At 46.8% G+C, this 19,321-nt stretch carries 17 protein-coding genes; 3 read left to right on the plus strand and 14 right to left on the minus strand.

Translation table 11 applies throughout. From position 1 onward, the window contains the following. The 6 genes from Q8J68_RS00180 to Q8J68_RS00205 all read right to left on the minus strand — a co-directional run. Positions 1-467 (minus strand): hypothetical protein (locus Q8J68_RS00180; protein ID WP_370867566.1); only part of this gene is annotated, 467 nt, incomplete at its 3' end. A 15-nt stretch (positions 468-482) separates the two neighbouring features. Continuing rightward, positions 483-890, minus strand: a complete 408-nt coding sequence (locus Q8J68_RS00185; protein WP_305309556.1) for a hypothetical protein — start codon at positions 888-890, stop codon at positions 483-485. An 81-nt stretch (positions 891-971) separates the two neighbouring features. Beyond that, on the minus strand, positions 972-1,577 hold the full coding sequence (locus tag Q8J68_RS00190) for a hypothetical protein (protein WP_305309557.1): 606 nt from the start codon (positions 1,575-1,577) through the stop codon (positions 972-974). A 239-nt stretch (positions 1,578-1,816) separates the two neighbouring features. Next, positions 1,817-2,413: an indolepyruvate oxidoreductase subunit beta gene (locus Q8J68_RS00195; RefSeq protein ID WP_305309558.1), complete on the minus strand. Its 597-nt coding sequence runs from the start codon at positions 2,411-2,413 to the stop codon at positions 1,817-1,819. Then, positions 2,410-4,236 (minus strand): indolepyruvate ferredoxin oxidoreductase subunit alpha, encoded by a 1,827-nt coding sequence (gene iorA, locus Q8J68_RS00200; protein WP_305309559.1) that lies wholly within the window; start codon positions 4,234-4,236, stop codon positions 2,410-2,412. Before iorA ends, Q8J68_RS00195 begins: the two co-directional genes overlap by 4 nt. 104 nt (positions 4,237-4,340) lie before the next feature. Further along, positions 4,341-4,904, minus strand: coding sequence for a sulfite exporter TauE/SafE family protein (locus Q8J68_RS00205; protein WP_305309560.1), 564 nt, complete (start codon positions 4,902-4,904; stop codon positions 4,341-4,343). 196 nt (positions 4,905-5,100) lie between these two features. Here Q8J68_RS00205 and Q8J68_RS00210 point away from each other — a divergent pair, with 196 nt between their 5' ends. Beyond that, complete coding sequence (locus tag Q8J68_RS00210) at positions 5,101-6,456, plus strand: glutamate-5-semialdehyde dehydrogenase (RefSeq protein WP_305309561.1); 1,356 nt, start codon at positions 5,101-5,103, stop codon at positions 6,454-6,456. 52 nt (positions 6,457-6,508) lie between these two features. After that, a complete protein-coding gene (gene proB, locus Q8J68_RS00215) occupies positions 6,509-7,651 on the plus strand; it encodes a glutamate 5-kinase (protein ID WP_305309562.1) in 1,143 nt (380 codons plus the stop codon). Here proB and Q8J68_RS00220 read toward each other — a convergent pair. The 4 genes from Q8J68_RS00220 to Q8J68_RS00235 all read right to left on the minus strand — a co-directional run bounded on the left by Q8J68_RS00220 (position 7,629) and on the right by Q8J68_RS00235 (position 12,997). Continuing rightward, positions 7,629-8,444 (minus strand): TrmB family transcriptional regulator, encoded by an 816-nt coding sequence (locus tag Q8J68_RS00220; protein WP_305309563.1) that lies wholly within the window; start codon positions 8,442-8,444, stop codon positions 7,629-7,631. The genes proB and Q8J68_RS00220 overlap by 23 nt on opposite strands. 72 nt (positions 8,445-8,516) lie before the next feature. After that, positions 8,517-9,623 (minus strand): COG1361 S-layer family protein, encoded by a 1,107-nt coding sequence (locus Q8J68_RS00225; protein ID WP_305309564.1) that lies wholly within the window; start codon positions 9,621-9,623, stop codon positions 8,517-8,519. Between the two features lie 27 nt (positions 9,624-9,650). Further along, positions 9,651-10,748 carry a COG1361 S-layer family protein gene (locus tag Q8J68_RS00230; RefSeq protein WP_305309565.1) on the minus strand — a complete coding sequence of 366 codons (1,098 nt, stop codon included), beginning with the start codon at positions 10,746-10,748 and terminating at the stop codon, positions 9,651-9,653. Then, on the minus strand, positions 10,748-12,997 hold the full coding sequence (locus Q8J68_RS00235) for a hydrophobe/amphiphile efflux-3 (HAE3) family transporter (RefSeq protein WP_370867567.1): 2,250 nt from the start codon (positions 12,995-12,997) through the stop codon (positions 10,748-10,750). The genes Q8J68_RS00230 and Q8J68_RS00235 overlap by 1 nt, the downstream gene beginning before the upstream one ends. A 353-nt stretch (positions 12,998-13,350) precedes the next feature. On the opposite strand from Q8J68_RS00235, the gene cca reads away from it, so the two are divergent. After that, entirely contained in the window at positions 13,351-14,706 is a 1,356-nt protein-coding gene (cca, locus tag Q8J68_RS00240; RefSeq protein ID WP_305309566.1) for a CCA tRNA nucleotidyltransferase, read from the plus strand. Positions 14,707-14,757: 51 nt separating this feature from the next. On the opposite strand, the gene Q8J68_RS00245 is transcribed toward cca, so the two are convergent. The 4 genes from Q8J68_RS00245 to Q8J68_RS00260 all read right to left on the minus strand — a co-directional run. After that, on the minus strand, positions 14,758-15,597 hold the full coding sequence (locus Q8J68_RS00245) for a DNA-3-methyladenine glycosylase (protein WP_305309567.1): 840 nt from the start codon (positions 15,595-15,597) through the stop codon (positions 14,758-14,760). A gap of 1 nt (position 15,598) precedes the next feature. After that, on the minus strand, positions 15,599-16,951 hold the full coding sequence (locus tag Q8J68_RS00250; RefSeq protein ID WP_305309568.1) for an ADP-dependent glucokinase/phosphofructokinase: 1,353 nt from the start codon (positions 16,949-16,951) through the stop codon (positions 15,599-15,601). Continuing rightward, the gene (gene pfkC, locus Q8J68_RS00255; protein ID WP_305309569.1) at positions 16,948-18,438 is read right to left on the minus strand and encodes an ADP-specific phosphofructokinase; all 1,491 of its coding nucleotides are present in this window, start codon (positions 18,436-18,438) and stop codon (positions 16,948-16,950) included. Before pfkC ends, Q8J68_RS00250 begins: the two co-directional genes overlap by 4 nt. A gap of 69 nt (positions 18,439-18,507) precedes the next feature. Further along, positions 18,508-19,321: HAMP domain-containing sensor histidine kinase (locus Q8J68_RS00260; protein ID WP_305309570.1), on the minus strand; the 814-nt coding region annotated here is incomplete at its 5' end.

Genomic DNA, 19,321 nt, shown 5'->3' on the forward strand with positions numbered 1-19,321 from the left:
GCTTTTGGAAGCTGGAACCTGAGCTCGTTGTCCTGCATGGAAAGATTAGTCTTCAACCTGATGTTCATGGAGCTTATCTGATAGTTAGTCCTTGAGGAACCGGCATTGAGGTTCTCATCCATCTGTTCAAGGGAATCACGGAAAGCCCGGACCAGGTTCGCGGACGAAAGTTCAGGCCGTGCGCGGGACAATAGTTCCAGTTTGTTCTCGACCTCTGCTTTCTCTTTAATTATCCGTGTTAACCTATCACTAAGCAGATTATGTTCCATTTTAAGCGTAAGATTTTCTTTTTTAACGTGTTCCAGTGCCTCAGTTTTCAGAGACAGGTCCTTCCGGAGAGATGTGAATTCAGCATCCAACCCTTCAAGGCTTTTCTGGACCAGGGTGTAGCTCTGCTTCTTTAGATCAGCATTATTTGACCTGTTCAAACTTTCAATGTTTATCTTGAGTTCATTGATGTCAGCCATTGTGCCCCCCGATAATCACCCTTCCACATTCCTGGTGGAAGGAGGTATTGATACTATTTTTGCCTTAAGGATACTGGAACCTTCTACAGCATAGGAATTAAGTGATTTGTAAGAAGCGTTAAGAGGCGCTGCGTTCAATACGGGTTTATACCCCCTTATCCGGTTCTTGGAATCCAGCTCGGTCTCGTACTTCATTGTCAGTGACATTTTGAGCTCGATATCAACTTCAGGTATGTGGTACCAGGTAGCTTCAAGATTATACTCCTTGAGCGCCTCGTCTGTGGAAAGCTCTATCTGCGTATCAATGGAATTACGGTCAAGTGCCTTTTGTGTCTGTGCTATGGACCTACCCATCTCACTCAGAATGGTCGAGAGCGGGGCGACAAGAACCTCTTCGATATTCTCATTACCGTTTGATGCCAAAACAATATCTCCTTCTATGTTATCAGAAAATGAAGGTCAATGCAGGTATTCCTGCACTAACACATAGATATCTTTTCACGTTTAAGAGCTTGTTTTAACTCTCACGGTTGGCACAGCCCTCTCAGGTGGCGGTACTGGCCTCAGTGTAGTACGCAACAGGCTTGTACCTTCTTCGTTGAAGGAGTATTTGGCTTTGTAGCTTGCATCATAGGTGGAAGTGTATGCAACCTTAGTAGTGTTTTCCGCGTTCACTTTGGCTTTCCCGAAAAGGAGACCTGCCAGAGCACCGGACTGGTAACTTCCCTTGACCTTTGACTCGTTGGTGAACTTGAACTCACGGCTGTACTTGTGCTCTGTCGAGAATTCCATTTTCATCGAGATCGTCATCTTGACCTCTATAATGGACTCAGTGAACTCATAGAAGCGCGGTTCAAGACCATAGGTTAACAGGGACATGGGTTTATCATTCGTAACCACATTTGAGGCTGTCACGTTTCCATCATCATCGACGGTTTCCTCGATATATAGAATAACGCTTCCAGGTTCCAGTTGTGTTGAGGCAAGAGCCTGAGCAACATTGACAGAATTCATATCAAGTGCAGTCTGCCCCTCTGCAATGGCAAAAGCCATTTCTTTGATCATTTCCCCGAAGGGAACATCTAACAATTTTTGACCAACAGATGCCATATAAGTCCTCCTATATTTTTAGGCACATTATATTATACAATACTATAATTTAAAGACATCGCCAAAAATATAAATAAGTCAATAAATATAAAGATGTATATATTTAGAAGCAATTATAATAAATAAATGATAAAATAGGATGCAGTTTAAGCCGGAATAAGACAGAATAAAAAAAGAAAAAGGAAATATTACAGAAACATTACGGAAACTTCGGATCAAATGGAAATAAACCAGGAAGTTCAAACTTGATTTTGAGCTCTTCCCAGTTCAAATGCTCTCACATTAACGTCCACTGTCTTTGGAGGTACAAGTTCCCTTACACAATCAAGCATGATATCAGGTGATAAAGGCAGATAGTTCGAGATCGCTCCCACCATGAGGACATTCATGGCCTGCGCATTACCTGCCTCGATAGCTAGCTGTGTGGCATTGAAACCCACAACTTTCCGTTTTCCCTGCAGTGATGCCATTATTTCCCCAACATCAGGATATGAGCAGAGCCCGGATGTCACTGTGACAGGAAGTATGGGCTCGGTGTTTACTATTACAACTCCGTCCTCAGCCAGATAATCCAGGTAACGAAGCGCCTCACTGGGTTCAAGGGCAAGCAGCACATCTGCACCTCCCAGAGGTATCATGGATCCGAGCGTGCAACCTATCCTTATATGGTTTACAACTGAGCCGCCCCTCTGGGCCATACCGTGAGTCTCAGCTGCACGTATGGAAAAACCTTCCCTGACAGCTGCCCTGCCGATTATATCAGAGGCAAGGATGGTACCCTGTCCACCGACACCGGCTATCACAAGATCGAAATCAGATATTCCTTTTGCACTCATTTCTTCACCTCCGAGATCGCTTCAAACCTGCACATCATTGCACAGACACCACAGCCGGTGCACGTTGCATTGATCCTTGCACGCTTAACCTTTACATCAAACTCGATGGCAGGACAGCCAAGCCTCACACATGTCCTGCAACCTGTACACTTCTCAGTATCTATAACAAAGGGTTTCCTCCTTACACCGACACGTTTTGCATCTATCACACATGCTTGCCTGGTTATGACCACTGAAGTGCCCTTGAAATCCCTGGCCCTTCTGAAGACCTCCTCGGTCCTTTCAAGGTCGTAAGGGTCAACAACTTCCACGAACTCAGCGCCCATTCCACGGCATAGGGCCTCAATGGAAACCTCAACGGTAGATTCACCCGTTACAGTTTTCCCCATGCCCGGATTCTGCTGGTGCCCGGTCATGGCCGTTATACGGTTATCTACAATGGTCACCGTTATGTCCGCCTTATTATAGATGGCATTGAGCAGGCCGTTCATCCCGGTATGGAAGAATGTGGAATCACCAATGGAACAGCATATGGGCCGTTTCTCACCTGCATAATACAGCCCGCTTGCAACGGTTATGCTTGCACCCATACAGAGAGTGGTGTCCACTGCCCCGTTCAGTATTCCCAGGGTGTAGCAACCGATATCACTGGGGAAGATAGCATCTTTTCCGAAGGCTTTTTTCATGGCGTGGAAAGTAGCCCTGTGAGAGCATCCTGGACACATCACCGGAGGGCGCTGGGGCAGTTCCAGACCGCATCCTCCTGATTCGGTCCTGGCAACAATGCTTACTTCTGGCTTGCATCCTGCTTCAGGTATACCTGAAAGTATATCCATGCACACGTCAACATTCAATTCGTTGATCCTTGGAACAGGCCCTTTCATCTTTCCGATGATATCCACATGCAGGCCCATCTCCTGGGCGATCATGCGCACCTGCTCTTCAACCATAGGCTCCATTTCTTCCAGGATGACTACCTTATCGACGCTTTGCAGCATGGAGCGTATCTTGTTTTCAGGAGCAGGATAAGTCCCTATTTTCAGGAAGGATGCATCGCCACCCAGCCTGAGGAGCGCCTCCTTTGCATAAACAGAAGCCACGCCCGAAGAAATCACACCAAAGTTTGCACCTTCGCGTAGCTCAAGCTTGTTCCATGGTGAATCTTCCAGTTCCCTGGAAATATCCTCCTGTAATTTAAGCAGATGAGGATGGCGCACACGGGCATTCTTTGGTATCATCACCCATTTCTCAAGATCCTTCTCGAAATCAGCTGCAGGCATGTCCTGCGTTACAGGACCAAGCTCTATATCGGATTTCCCGTGGGATATTCGGGTGGTCGTCCTGAAAATTACCGGAAGCTGCAGCCTGTTGGACAAACCGAAAGCATAAGGGATCATATCCTTTGCTTCCTGCGGTGTAGAAGGATCAAGACACGGGATAAGTGCGAACTGCGAGTACCTGCGAGTATCCTGCTCGTTCTGTGAAGAGTGGCACGAAGGGTCATCGGCCACAAGAACGATCATGCTGCCCTTGACACCTGTATAGGCCAGGGTCATCAGCGGGTCTGCGGCTACATTGAGCCCCACATGTTTCATGGTGACAATGGAACGCACACCCGCCATAGCAGCTCCCGCAGCTACCTCAAGAGCGACCTTCTCATTCACCGACCATTCGACATAGAAATTCCTTTCCTTCATTGAAGCAAGGGTGCCGATTATCTCGGAGGAGGGTGTGCCAGGGTAACCGGATATTACCTGCGCCCCACCCTCCACTATACCGCGCGCTATCGCACCATTTCCCAGCATATACTCGCGTTTTCTCATGAGAATCTCCTGCTAGCCCTAACTTAATGATTATTAATAAACATTTCTGAAGGGATAAACAAATTACAAAACAGCTTCCAGACCATCATAAATAAACTTCAGGCTCACCACCCCGATACAAACAAGCACGAATATCCGGAACTTTTCCAGTGGCACCGTTGATACAATCCTTTTCCCGATGAGTGAACCCGCAATTTCCATAAGAAAAAGTAGCGGAACAAAATAATAAGCGCACCACCCGTACCTATCAGCCCGGCGAAAAAACCGGAAATGCTGCCTCCAAACAGGGTGTTCCTTCCTGTTGGTTGCACGGCCAGGCCTGGCTGGGAGATTGAAAGTACGACATAGATAATGAGGAAAAGGCCAAGTATCACCTTCAGAAAGTGCTGTGGCACATAATCTACAAGCAATGCACCAATAATTGTAAATATGACACTTGGGACACCAAACCTGAGCAACATCCCTTTATTAAAACCATGCCTGAAGAAGGTGATTCTGCCAATGTTACCAGACATGTGGAATATCGCTACTAATATTAGTGCAGTCCTGAAGTCGAAGAAGAGCAAAGCTACGGGAAGAAAAATCGTAGAAGAGCCAAAGCCAGCCATGGTCCCGACTATCTCGGCAAATAAAGCAGCAATGAAAAAGAGGATATCCGGGTCTGGCATTTATGGCATATTTGTTAGCAGATAGTAATAGATTATGTTAAAGGTCCTGGTAGTTCTCATCCTGTGACAGGGGTTGGGCAGAAAGTAAAATACATCGACAAATATATGTGTAAAGAATTATTTGCATTAGGTTACATTGTATTTACGAGAAACATATCCCATATCCTCTTTTACAAACTTATCCGGATGATTGTTCATGGTTACAGATATCGAAGCTAAAGTGATGCAGGCAAAAAGGGCATCTATAATACTTGCAAGTGTTGACACGGCGACAAAGAACGCCGCCCTTGAAGCTATGGCAAGGGCACTGGATGAGAACCGCCAGGCTATACTGGAGGCGAACGTAAGGGATGTTGAACTGGCAGAGAAGCTCAAAAGGAAAGGGGAGCTCCCTCAGGCACTTGTGGACAGGCTGAAGGTCAACGACAGCAAAATAAACGGAATGATTAGCGGGATAAGGGATGTCATTAAGCTGGAAGACCCTGTGGGTGAGACCATCAGCGCCCTTGAGCTTGATAAAGGACTTGAGCTCTACCAGGTAAGCTGCCCCATAGGGCTTATCGGCGTTATATTTGAGGCGCGTCCTGACGTAGTGCCACAGGTTATGTCCTTGTGTCTCAAAAGCGGGAACTCCACTATTTTCAAGGGTGGAAGCGAGGCGTCCAATTCCAACCGCGCGATATTTGACATACTTGTGGAGGCTGCACAATCCATAGAAGGCATGCCCGAAGGAGCTTTCCAGCTGATAGAAACAAGGGAGGAAGTAAAGGACCTTTTAAGCATGGACGCATACATCGACCTATTGATTCCCAGAGGCTCCAATGCATTTGTAAAGTTCATCCAGGACAACACCAGGATACCTGTCCTTGGACACGCAGACGGCATATGCCATGCTTATGTTGACAGCAACGCCGAACTTGGTAAAGCCTACAGTGTTTGTTTAGATTCCAAAGTGCAATACCCTGCGGTATGTAACGCTATCGAGACCTTACTGGTCCATGAAAATGTAGCTGATAAATTCCTGCCATCAATGGCACGGATGTTTGACAGTGCGGGAGTGAAAATGCGCTGTGATGGAAAGTCCTATGCTATCCTTGAGCACATAGAATTCCTCAAAAGTATCGCCCGGGCTACGGAAGAGGACTGGTCCACCGAATATAACGACCTGATCATTTCCATCAAGATAGTAAATTCCATCGAAGAGGCCATCGACCACATAAATACATATGGTTCCCACCACACTGACGCCATCATCACAGAGAACCTGTACAACAGAAAACTGTTCAAGGATCTTGTAGACTCCTCAAGCGTAATGGTGAACGCTTCAACCAGATTCGCAGATGGGTTCCGGTATGGGAAAGGCGCAGAAGTAGGTATCAGCACTAACAAGATCCATGCCAGGGGACCTGTAGGCATGGAAGGGCTGTTGATATACAAATATATACTCCTTGGCGATGGAGATAAAGTTGCAGACTACGTGGGACCTGATGCCCGTAAGTTCACCCACAGGAAACTCGACAGGGACATCTCGGAAATAATGGATATAGAATGAACTCATAGATGGTGCGCATACCCCTTATTCCTTTACTACAGAGGCATTGATCGTGATCAACAGGAAAGAGCTCTTTAGCGGTCTTAACAAGATAGTGGTGAAGATAGGTACGTCTTCCATCAGTACCGAGGATGGAAAACTCAATCACCGGTTCATGGACGGTATGGCCTCCCAGGTTGCTGCTCTGCATGAGCAGGGCAGGCAGGTCATCCTTGTGAGTTCCGGAGCTATCGGCATAGGTATCGATATACTGGGCTTTGGATGCCGTCCCAGGGAAATACCTGTCAGGCAAGCCTGTGCGGCTGTGGGACAGAGTGTGCTTATGCAGGAGTGGAGCAATTCCTTTGGCAAGCATGACCTCAAGGTGGCTCAGATACTGCTGACATATGAGTCATTCTCAAACCGGCTCACTTACCTTAACCTGAGGAACAGCATTTCCACACTGCTCAGCTATGGGGTTATTCCAATCATCAATGAAAATGACACTGTATGCGTCAATGAGATAGAGGCAACCTTCGGTGACAACGACAAACTTTCAGCAGTGGTCGCAAGCAAAACAGAAGCAGACCTGCTCATAATACTTTCCGACATCGATGGCCTCTACGATAAGAACCCCAAGCGCAATGATGATGCACATATGATAAGTGTCATTGAGGAGATCACCCCCGAAGTAGAGAGCTATGGAGGCAGCCCCACAAGCATGAAAGGTGTCGGAGGGATGCGCACAAAGATAGAGGCTGCCAAGATATGCCATATGGCCGGCTGCAATATGGTAATTGCGAACAGCAGCACCGAAGACGTAGTCAGCAGAGTGCTCGAAGGCGAAGATATCGGCACGCTGTTCCTTGCAAACCAGGAAGTGCACAGGAACAGGATACGCTGGGTAATACTCTCAAGATCATCAGGTTCTGTAGATGTAGATGAAGGCGCAAGGGCTGCTATAATGGATAGCATGAGCCTGCTTCCCTCAGGCGTGCTCAATGTCAAAGGCAGTTTTGACAGGGGCGATATAATAGAGATCAGGTGCGGGGGAGAAATATTCGCTAAGGGTATAACCGACTATACATCCGAAGAACTGGAGCAGATCAAGGGAAAACATACTAACCAGATAGTTGACATACTTGGTTACAAGAACTATAACAATGTTGTCAAAAAGGAGAACATTGGACTATTTAATCATTCAGAGAAGCATTGACCTCTTCCGAAGATTCCCATTCGACTTCCAGCAAGTGACTGAATATTGTCACGAACTCCTTTCCGTTAGACCATAAGGCAGTCAGGTCCTCTTTGTTCCCTGCTGCCTCCTTTATATCAATCAGCACTTCACTGGAGTCAACAACGATAATACCACCTTTTGAGGGTAGTTTCCCTTCCTTACTGACATATACCCTTACATCAGCTCCTGGCAGATCTTTTGCAATGGAGAGGGCCTTTTCGATTTCGTAGGATATAAGCCTCATCCGTACTCCGGATTGTATCTTGTCATGCAGAATCTTATGCATCATACAGTGGTGCTTCTCAGCGAAACGCGGTGTTTCTCCTGGGATCTCCCTGTTGAAAGGATGCGGAGCAGTCAAAAAGAGTTCTTTTCTTGCACCACTTATTATCTGCATCATCTTTTCTGTTACATGCCGATAGCCGTTTATTGTCCATATGGACTCGTCATTGCCATTCGGATCAACGGACTCATAAATCTCCTCAAGCTGAAGGAGCGCATTGCCGGACTCGAGGGTAAAATCAGTTTTCAGTCTTTCAATAGCAATCTTCGGAGGAACGCATTTATATTCCATAGGCTTGGTATTTCGGACTTCGATTATGCCCTTTTCTTCCAGTTTTTTCAGTGCACCGTAGACAGCGGACCGGGGAATGCCGGAAAGCTCATGCACATCAGCGACAGTACTGCTGCCCTTCTTAGTGAGAGCTACAAATACTTTTGCCTCATAGGCGGTCAATCCGAGATTGCGCAGAGAATCGATAAGATATACCATATCAGTAAACCGAATTAAAGAATCGCATTTGAGTATTGTGTTCCATAATAGGCCCGGAGGAAATAAGGGAGTTCATCCCTTATTCTTAAAGAACCTGCCGTAAGCGAGATATCCGGCCACGGATACAAGTGCGATGGCTATGATCGCAAAGATCCATGTGTTCCCGGAGAGTCCGTCAAAAGCAGACCTTGCGGGCAAGGTATGGGTCCTGATCTTGAGCGTGTCAGATATCCGGCTGTGACCATCATTGTCTTCATATCTGATCTCACTGCTGATAGCATATTGCTTTGGCACAGCAGAATCATCCACCTTTATCTTAAAGAGCGCCCGTGCGGTTTCTCCGGGAGCAAGCGAGCCCAGGAAAGCCTGATCGTCAGTAGTACTGAAGGGAGTGTCAGCACTTATCCTGACTATCGCATCCTTCACAGATTCTTCACCGCTGTTCCTGAAAGTCACGTAAAGGAGGTTCTCCTGGCTGGCATACAGGTCGCCCTCAACTTCCACGACCTCAAAGCGGGCTTCGTCCTTTACAATAATATTCACAGTCTGGTTCTGATGCCCTACAGCATACCACAGGCCAACTTCCATATTGGTTATTCCCAAGTCAGTCTCATCATCACCGCTTATCTGCACATTCTCCTGATAACCATAGAACATGTCAAGTGTAAGAGGGTACGTACCTGCCGGTGCATTCTTTGATATTTCAATGTTGAACTTCACCGGGTTCTCAACCTGCTGGCCACTGGGCAGCGTTCCTGCTTCCTGGGGACCGGACTTGACCCTGATATGAGGATCAGTGGAGTTGAGGATAGCGACAATACCTATCGCGGTGGTTCGCTGCGCCTCATAACCCATCTCTGTCTGCTGTAGCTTCTGCTCAAGATCTGTAAGCGAACGGGACCGTGTCTCCGATTTGAATCCGGTCACAACACCTTTATTCATAAGCTCCAGGTTTATAGTCACTTTATCCCCGCGGGAGAATTCATTGCTTCCAATGAACGTTGCACTCACGTCAGGGCCGCCATAGACCGTATAATAGTTCTCGTCAAAATTGAAGAAATCCGGCATTTTGATGTCCATTAGCGACATCTGTGCATTTGCAGGCACTACAGCCTGCATGATCATAAATGTTAATATGATTATCGAAGTTGTCTTCTTCAAGTGTTCCAGATTGGGCATATATATTCCTCCGATCCTAAATGATGTTTATCCTTTGCGATTCTTTTTTAAAGATTTGATTATAAGTACAACGCACATAAGCAATATGCCTGCCAGAGCCATTCCAGTGATATTGAATTGCCTCTCAGGGGACTGCATCCTTACATTAGCTTTCATATTGCCGGAGTAAGCAAGATCATCATCAGTATCACGGTACTTTATCTCTGTGTCAAGAGCATACGTTTTATCGAGTGCCTGCCCCTCTGAGAAAATGGCGAATGAAACCGTCCTGCTCTCACCTGGCATCAGTGTACCCAGAGTGCGGACAGAAATGCCTGTAGCAAGCGGTTTCATCAATATCACCCTGGCGACCGCATCTGTTGCAGGAAGCTCGCCCACATTGGTATAAGTGATATTGACAGTGGTTTCCTTGCCAGATACAAGCGCGCCGGAAACATCCGTCACTTCGAACTTTGCAGCCGGCTTTACAATAACCGGAACATAGAGCATCTTATTCACAGGCGTATAGTATTTCACGTGATCGAGGTCTGGCAGACCCAATGTCACTGCCTTGCCGCCAGTCATTCTGACATCGCTCTGATATTCGTAACTTACAGGCATCTCCAGCATGTAGACCCCCGCCGGTGCATTATTGGATACAGTGACTGTATAGACCAGCGGGTCTTCTGGCAAAGTGCCCGGATACAAAGGGTCTTCTAATGTCTGGCTGCTGGTTGCAGGATCGACCGCAATATATTCTGTACCGGAGACAAGGCTTGTTTTTACCCCATAGGCGGTCGTCCTGAGCTTTTCATATTCCAGCTCCTGCAAAGACCGTGCATGAGCCGACTTGGATGTGCCGACATTGGTGATGCTTTTGACACCGTAGAATATTCCCCTGTTAGAAAGAACGAGCTCCAGACTGGCCGTTTCCCCCCTCTCAAGTTCGGTGTCACCCAACACGGAAACTGAGATGTCGGGTTCGCCGTAACTACGATAATAGTTTGTAGTGAGTTCGTAAGCGGGAGGTATGAATTCCTTTGCTGTGGACGCTGACACAATAGGAATCACTGCAGCCATAAGGATACAGAGCCCAGCAGCTACAATACTAAACCTCCTCATAAGCATTTTATCATTTATATCCATCAGAACGCTGCCTCCTTCGGGACTATTTTTCCATCAGAACCAATAATGTGCAAAGCATGCTCATCTTTCCTGCGTTTCCTGCTCTCACGGTGCTTGTCAAGAAGCACTATAACTGCAGGGAATACAATGAACGAAGCAAGCAGTGCCAGGATGACATTTAAGACAGTTATGAAGCCGAAATTACTTGTCATGCTGAAGGGTGAAGCTATCAGGGCAGAAAATCCGAAGACAGTTGTAAGACCGGAAGTCACAATAGCCTTTCCGATCTTAACACTTGACTCCTTCATTGCTTCCTCAGGAGATGCTCCTTTCTCCCTTTCCTCAAAGTACCTCTCCATCATGAGCACCGCATACTCTGAACCGACACCCAGGATGAGAGCTCCCAGTGTAGCGGTCATGGGAGTGTATTCTATTCCCAGATAATACATCAGTCCGCCTGACCAGCCAATGACCATGAACATAGTGATTACCGGGGTCAAGGCCTTCAGGTAGTCACGGTATATTACAAGAAGACCTGCAAAGACCAGCACAAGTCCAAGCAGTGTCATCATCATACGCCCGGAAGTAAGTGCCGAGATGACCGTGAAGAACACCACAGAACCTCCCGTTATTGTGACACTGGTGCCAGGTGGAGGTGGCATCCATCTAATGTCCTCTTCAACTATATGTGTAAGGTCTTTGATGCCTTCCAGACCGAGCTCTCCCATCGCATTACCAATGCCCAGGTTCAGGACCAGCATATTATTTCCGTGAAGATATCTCTCCCTCTGGACTTCCGGTATCTGCGAATATAATTCTTTGATGTCCTGGGAATTATCAGGTATCATCCCTTCATTCATGGATTTGACAGCATCGACAATACTGGATGAACTGTATATATGGCCCCGGTTATCGACCTCATGGGATGAAAAATGGTCTATCCATTCCAGCAGTCGGGGGTCTGCATTATTGTCCGTTTTTATAATCAGATTGAGCTCCTCGGCTCCTCCCAGAATCTCACCCAGGTGGACCAGATCAATAAGTGCGGGCATATCCTGGGGAACAAATGTCTGGACATCTGTCTGTATCGGAACCTGCGCGTCAAAGTACATGCCGCCAAGACAAAGGAAACCTGCAATCCCAATCACAATTAAAGGATGGCGCATAGAGATAACAGCCATCTTTTCCAGCAGCTTTTCTGTCAGATCGGGCTTATGAACTTCATTTTCGCGTTTCTTCTTTGAACCCGGGACTGACTTTTTCCTGAAATTGAGTTTTGTGAAAAGAGGATGCTGTGAAACTTCATGGAAGCCATAAAGAACCGTCACGCCCACGAACAGGGAAGCAATAAAGCACATGATGATGCCTATAAGCAGCAGTTTCCCGAAGTCCTGCACCATAGGAACGGAGGAGGTGAAAAGCGATACAAAACCAAGTGCAGTGATTATAAGAGCGATCAAAACTGCAGGTCCCGTATGCTTAACTGTCTCGATCACAGCATCAGCAGCAGAGTGGTTACGTTCGAATTCCTCTTCGATGCGGTTATGGAACTGTATCGCATAATCGATACCAAGACCTATGAGTACAGGAAAGGCTGCCATTGAGACCATTGTCATGGGAATATCCAGATAGCCCATTGCCCCAAACGTGAAAATAATACCCAGCAAGACCACCGGAAGAGGCAGAAGTCTCCAGCGCACATGCTTGAAGACGATGTACAGTACCAGTACCATCAGAAGTACTGAAATTACGAGCAGTGTACCCATACTGGAATTCATCTCGTTGTTCATCGCATTGTTGAAAGCCACATCACCGGTAACAATTATCTTATAGCCGGGAGGGAATTCGGCAAACTTGATCGAAGCCTGCGTTTCACGGAGGATCTCCTCCTGCATGCTGTCTGAAGTGGTCCCGCTGAAAACAACAGAGATCACTGCATGTGTCCTGTCAGGCATTATATATGAAGGCATGTCAGAAGCGATTAGCGAATCGAGAGTATCAGCATCGTCGGGAATTACCCGGGTGCCCGTATTGCGGTAATTGGCATCCTTTATTACCTGTGATGGAGAGGTAACCTCAATTACGCCCGGAATGTTCTGAGCAATCTGGTGAATCCGGTCCATTCCCGCAAGAGCAGCAGGATTTGTGACATCATCACCCTCTACAAGGATGACTATCGACCCTGTGCTGAAAAGATTTAGGTAGAGGTGATCAAAGTCCTGGTACAATGTGGAGGTCTTTTCGACGAAGGTATCTGTTCCTGACTTCATCTCTATGAACTGTGCACCCTGGAATGAAATAATGATGCACAAGAGGGCAATGAGAATAATAGGGATGGTGTTATCTTCAATAAACTGGCCAAGCCTCTCAAAGAAGTTCTTTATATATAATGCCTCCGCGATTTTTCGTCAGGTTTGAACATATATCTTTTTTGGCATAGATAAGATTGATTCTATAAATAGTTTATCAAAACCAGAGAATTTGTTGTTATTATAATAACAACATATGAATGTTAATAAAAACCGGAATATAAGGATAGAAAACTGGTACTTTACGGATGTTGGCTAACTTGACATACTGAATATGCAAAACTTGATATCAGAAAAAAAGAACTAACTCTCAAATGGATACGATAATGAATGTCGAAATAGAAGTTCTCAGCAGAGTCAAACCTTCCCCCGGAGAGAGAAAGAGGCTCCTTCTGGTAGTAGAAGAGCTTCTTCATAAAGTGGATTCCACTGCGATTACACTCGGAATTCAAGGCATCCGGGCAAAACTTGTGGGTTCCGCAGCCAGGGGAACATGGACTTCCGGGACGCATGACCTTGATATCTTTATCCCGTTCCCTGTGCATACTACAAGGGACGAGCTGGAAAAGCACGGCCTGATGATAGCAAGGGAAATAGCAAAGGATGCGGACAGATTCGAAGAGCGCTACGCTGAACACCCTTATCTTAATATGAAGTACAAAGGATTCGATGTTGATGTAGTTCCCTGTTTTGCGGTGGATTGCGCCTCGAACATAAAATCTGCTGTTGACAGAACACCCTTTCACAATAAATTCGTCAAAAAGCACATCAGAGGAATCGAAGATGAAGTTCTCAAGCTTAAGCAGTTCATGAAAGGTACCGGTGTCTACGGTTCAGAACTGCGAACCCAGGGCTTTTCCGGATACCTCACGGAACTGCTGGTCATCCATTATGGCTCCTTCAGGGAGGTCTTATCCAATGCATGCAACTGGAAACCGGGAATTGTTATCGATCTTCAGGAACATGGCTCTGTGGAACATAATGAACCACTTGTGGTGGTTGATCCAACCGACCCAAAAAGGAATGTGGCTGCAGCCCTTTCTGTAGAAAAGTTTGCCACTTTCATTGACATGTGCTGTTCCTATTTGGAGGAGCCTACTCCCGAGTTCTTCTTCCCTGTACCCGAGAAACCCCTTACTGACCAGGAAATGCTGGAAATGATATCCGAAAGGAAAAGCTCCTTTATTGCCATTATTTTCAGGAAGCCGGATATTGTTGACGATGTGATCTACCCCCAGCTGGACAAAATGGAATCCAGTGTACGGGCACTGTTTGAACAGCATGCTTTCATTGTACTGAACAGCGGCAGATGGGCAGGAAAAGAAGCTATTGTTATGGTTGAATTGAGCTCTGCCAGATTACCCAATGTCAAGAAGCATCGAGGTCCGCCGGTATGGGAACGGAAGCATGCACAGAGCTTCATATCAAAGTATAAGGGTTCAGAGGACGCTTTCGCTTTTTACATAGAGGACGGGAACTATGTTGCGGACATTAGAAGGAAGTACCCGGCAGCAAAGCACCTCCTTGACGAAAGACTGGCAACCTGCTCCATGGGAAAGCAACTTACACAAGCCGTGAAAGAAGGATATATGGTGCTGGAGAACGAAGATATCTGCAACATAAAAGATGAGGATTTCAGGAGATTCCTGAGAAAATGGAAAAGGGTCTAGAGCAACTGGTGCATGTTTCTCCAGTTTTTGCTTATTCTACAACCATTCACATCAGATGAGGCCTTCAAGCCTCTTCTGGTAAAAGAAATACTGCTGCGCATAACCGCAGCATTCTCCGAAATACATGCGCCCCCAGTCCCCTATCTTGCTCTTTGTGGCAGTTCCGTTGAAGAATTCGTGGTCTCCATAGTAATGCCTGACTACCTTCTCGACATGGGTGTCCACTGGGAAAGCTTCCATTTTATCAAATGCAAAAAGCAGGATGCAGTCAGCAACCTTCTCGCCGATGCCTTCCAGGAACATAAGGCGCTGTTTTGCTTCTTTATAGCCAATTGTGAACAGCTCATCCAGCACCAGATTATCATCCATAACGTGCCTTGCAGCTTTAACTATGCGATTTGACCTGAATCCCAGTTTGCAGTCCCTCAGTTCACCGTCACATAGACCTGCGAGGGCTTCAGGTTCAGGAAAACTGTAAAGTCCGTCCTCTAATTCCTCCCCGTAGGTGCTGCTCAGCAGGGATATTCCCCTTTTGATGTTGGGGATACTCCAGGCAGTGGCAAGCATATAGGATATCAGGCACTCCCACGGGTCCTGCCTTATAAGCCGGAGTCCCCGATATTTCCTTATAGCCTCATCCATGAAACTATCCTTATTGACCTGGCACAGGATAACATCAAGGTCATCATCGAAACGAAAGTAATTTTCCATGTATGCTTCTGAGAGGGACGAATCCACAAGCACTTCGCTACTCTGCGGGTCTTGTTGCAAGCGAACGATACTGCCATTGACAACACCCACCCACCATGAACCTATCTTGTTCCACCTGAAGGCCTGTCCACAGTCAAGGGTGTAGTCCAGGTTGAAGTCCTCACAGAAAAGCTTGTACATATCATGACCCAAGTTCGAGTTCCCTTAAGAATATAGCGGAAGATACAGTGTCACCAAGCCCTACGGTCGATACGGGATGAATGCATAACCGGGTCGGAACTGCACACACAGAATAGCCATGATATTCACCAATTATACCATTTTCCCGGTACTGAATCGGGATATTATCTTCCAGCTTTGCCATCTGCATCCTGCCGGGCTCACTTTCATCTATCCCGGAAGCGACTGCCAGCAAAGTGTTCCTGTCTGCCAGTTTCCCGGTACACGCAAACGCTGCTGCGCACTTGACACCAAAATGCAGGGCTTCGAATGTTTTAACAGATTCATAGGCCGATGTCGGGGAAACTGAAATCACGAACTCCCGGGTGTGAATAAGTATCCTCCTGATTCCGAAGGATTCACATAAGACTGTGGATGCCCGTATTATGGATAAGGCATCCATCTCAAGTATCCCGGAACTATCTATATTATACATACCCGCAAGCATGGCAAGTTCGTCCTCATTAATGCCAATACTGTCAACAAGGGATGCCAGGCCTGAGAAGACAGCTGAGGCTATGCCTGCCGAGGAGAAATGGCCCAGCTCGGCATGTATATGCAGCTTACTGTTCCGGTCTTTCCATGCCCTTAGCTGTTCCAGGGACCTGCGAAGCTTTCCCTCATATCCGCTGCCATCGGGGTAGGTTTCCCGGAGCATGTGGTATCCTGCTATCAGAGCACCATCTATATCCCTGATGTTGCTGAGGGCGTACTTACTGAATTCTTCATCTATATGCAGCTCAAAGTTAAGGGGATCATATGTGGCAATGAACCTGTTCTCCCTTGGCACTGACATATCCTTCCCGTTGAGAAAGAAATTATCGCCTTTGCTGAAATCGAATACGAAATGTATCATTTCATGAGCATATGCTGATGGCTCACTGTTATGGATATCGGAACTCCTTTTAAGGCTGCCTTCATCCGGGACGTATATCGCCCTGTCAGATAAAAAGGACATCTGCAGCGGGGAAGGATTGGGAATGTTCGGTATCACCCTGGAAGCACCCAGTTCTGACAGGACATTTGCCATTATGCCCATGTTGCCGCCCATGCGCATGAAAGAGCTTTCAAGAAAACTTGACTTGAGCCATTGGAAAACGTCCTCATCCCGGACCATCCATTCAGCGCCGGTACCATTCTGCATGCAGAGGAAAAGTCCTGCAAAAAAGTCAGTTATCGATGATATCGAGCCGGGAGGCTTCTGCAGCCTGGCAGATATCTCTTCCCCATAATCTTGAGCAAATGAGCTCATCTGCAGGCCGTTCACCTTGTATATTGCATCGATGTTCGCATTATAAGCGCATAGGATTTTCATGTATGCTCCGGACATTTTTCCCCTTTGTCTTTGATCTTGGTCAGCAGGGCTATAAAGGCACCTGCAGATATGGCATCCCCTATGCCTACGGTGCCCGTGGGCTTGTCTACGACCTTTGTCGGCACGATCACAAGGCTGTGTCCCATGGCATTGATGCATCCGCTCTCAAACTCATCCATAGAGCATACCCCTTTGCGCACAAGGTAGGTAGCCAGGCTGCCAAGATCCTCGTGGCCTTTATCGTAGACAGGCACCTCCAGCCCTTCCTTTGTGTCGTCGATGCTATTGATATGTCCAATGGAAGCCTGGGTAGCCGCCAGTATCGAAGCAAACAGCAGCGCATCGCGGTGACCTTCCACATCTACCGGATGGTCCCGGGAAACAAGACTGATATAATGTCCCAGGGAATGGATGTTGACAACCTGAAGCTGCAGGTCTTTTAGCAGCCTGACGGCCCCCTCGTACAAGGCGACAACGCTCTTCTCGTCCTTGCTCATGACCGCGAATGCCAGCTCCTCGTATCCAAGCACGTTGAGTGCATTAGCAACTTCAACTGTGTCAAGACCAAGGGATGTGGCATGCTTTTTGACTATATCGGTCAGGATGGCCTTGCGAATGACACGGTTCTGTATGGATGTGAACTCAACGTGTATCTGCATCCTGGGGTTGCACTGTTTTAGCCTAGTGATGACATTGACTGCCTTCTCCACATAATAGCTGTATGTTGTGCCATCATCGTATTCTTCCTTTATCATCTGGTAGCCTGCAAGCAGAGCCCCGTCTATGCCCTGCCTTATCTGCGGGAGCCGCTCGTAGAGCTCATTGCTCATGTCTATGTGAAGCCAGTCCGGCCGGGAGGATATGATGAGGCGGTTATCCCTGGGAACTGTGAAACATTCTCCTGCACAGCAGACATTGGTACCTTTTGAGTATTCTAATATCCAGTTTACCTTGGGTTTGAGTTGATGATCATAAACTTCCTTTGGGTGCTTCAGAACAAGATTACCACCCTCTACAGCCGGATGCCTGAGATTTGGAGAATCCACAAAATACTCCGCCTGCTCCTTTGATAACCATGGCACGTAGGTAATGACATTCTGAATACCCAGGTTTGCCAGCAGATTGGACATGATACCTGCCTGTCCGCCCATACGTGCCCGGTCAAAACCAAGATTGTCCATTAACCATTCATGGATGTCTGTGTTGTAGGTTGGCACTTCCGCAGCCTTCCCGTCACGCATGGAAATGACCAGGCGAGCCATGAGATCCACGGGGTCCTTTATCTCCCGAGGGTACTGAGTGACCTGCTCCTGAATGGTACTGCACCCAAGAATACCGATGAGCTTCCTTATTTCGTCTTCATTGAGGCGCTTGATAGCATCTATATTGCTGTTATAAGCAACAAAAACCCCGCGTATATCCTTTAAAGAACGAGTGATAATCATATAGGCGTCTTCGTAGTGTTTTTCCCAGTCCTGTATCTCCATGCGTTTCACCCAATGAATAGAAGTTATGTAAGGAATTTATATATAAGGATTGGATGAAGCCTTCATGTATCAGCATGACTGATAGCCTGCGACGCCATGAGCCGGGACAACCGGCAAGGATAATGTGAAAGTGCTGCCTTTGCCCACTTCACTTTCCATGGAAACTGTTCCACCATGCATTTCAGTCAGTTTTTTAACTATGTACAGTCCAAGACCTGTACCCTCGTATCTGCGCTCAAGGGAAGAATCAAGTTGTTTGAAAGGCTTAAAGATTTCCTGTTGAGCAGATGCCGGGATACCAATGCCACTATCACTTATGTGAACTTTGACCATGCCATCCGCTTCATATGAAGAGATGTAGACAGTTCCACCCTCGTGTGAGAACTTGACAGCATTGCTGAGAAGATTGAGAAGTATCTGTTTTAGCTTGCCGGGATCAGCCACTAAAATAGTATTACTGACGCGCGAAATCACTACTGACACTTTCTTTTTCAAAGATATGGGCTTCAGTGTCATTACAACATCTTCGAGCATTGTCTTCACAGACACTCGCTCATAGTGAAGCGGCATATCATCAGCCTCTATCTTTGACAGATCGAGAATGTCATTGATCAGAGACAGAAGATGCTTGCCACTCTTTGAGATATAACCTACATATTGAATATGTTTTTCATTGAAACCATCGGAAGATCCCTCTAGAATGACATCCGAAAAACCGATTACGGAGTTAAGAGGTGTACGCAGTTCATGGCTCATAGTGGCAAGGAACTCGTTTTTTGCACGATTAAAAGATTCTGCGTTCATTCTGGCCTCATAAGCCTTATTCTTCTCTTCTGCCTCCCAGAGGGCCCTTTTGTGAAGGAGGCTGGCTTCTAGTGAGAAA

The sequence above is a fragment of the Methanolobus sp. genome, from assembly GCF_030682845.1.
In the GTDB taxonomy this organism is placed as follows: Archaea; Halobacteriota; Methanosarcinia; order Methanosarcinales; family Methanosarcinaceae; genus Methanolobus.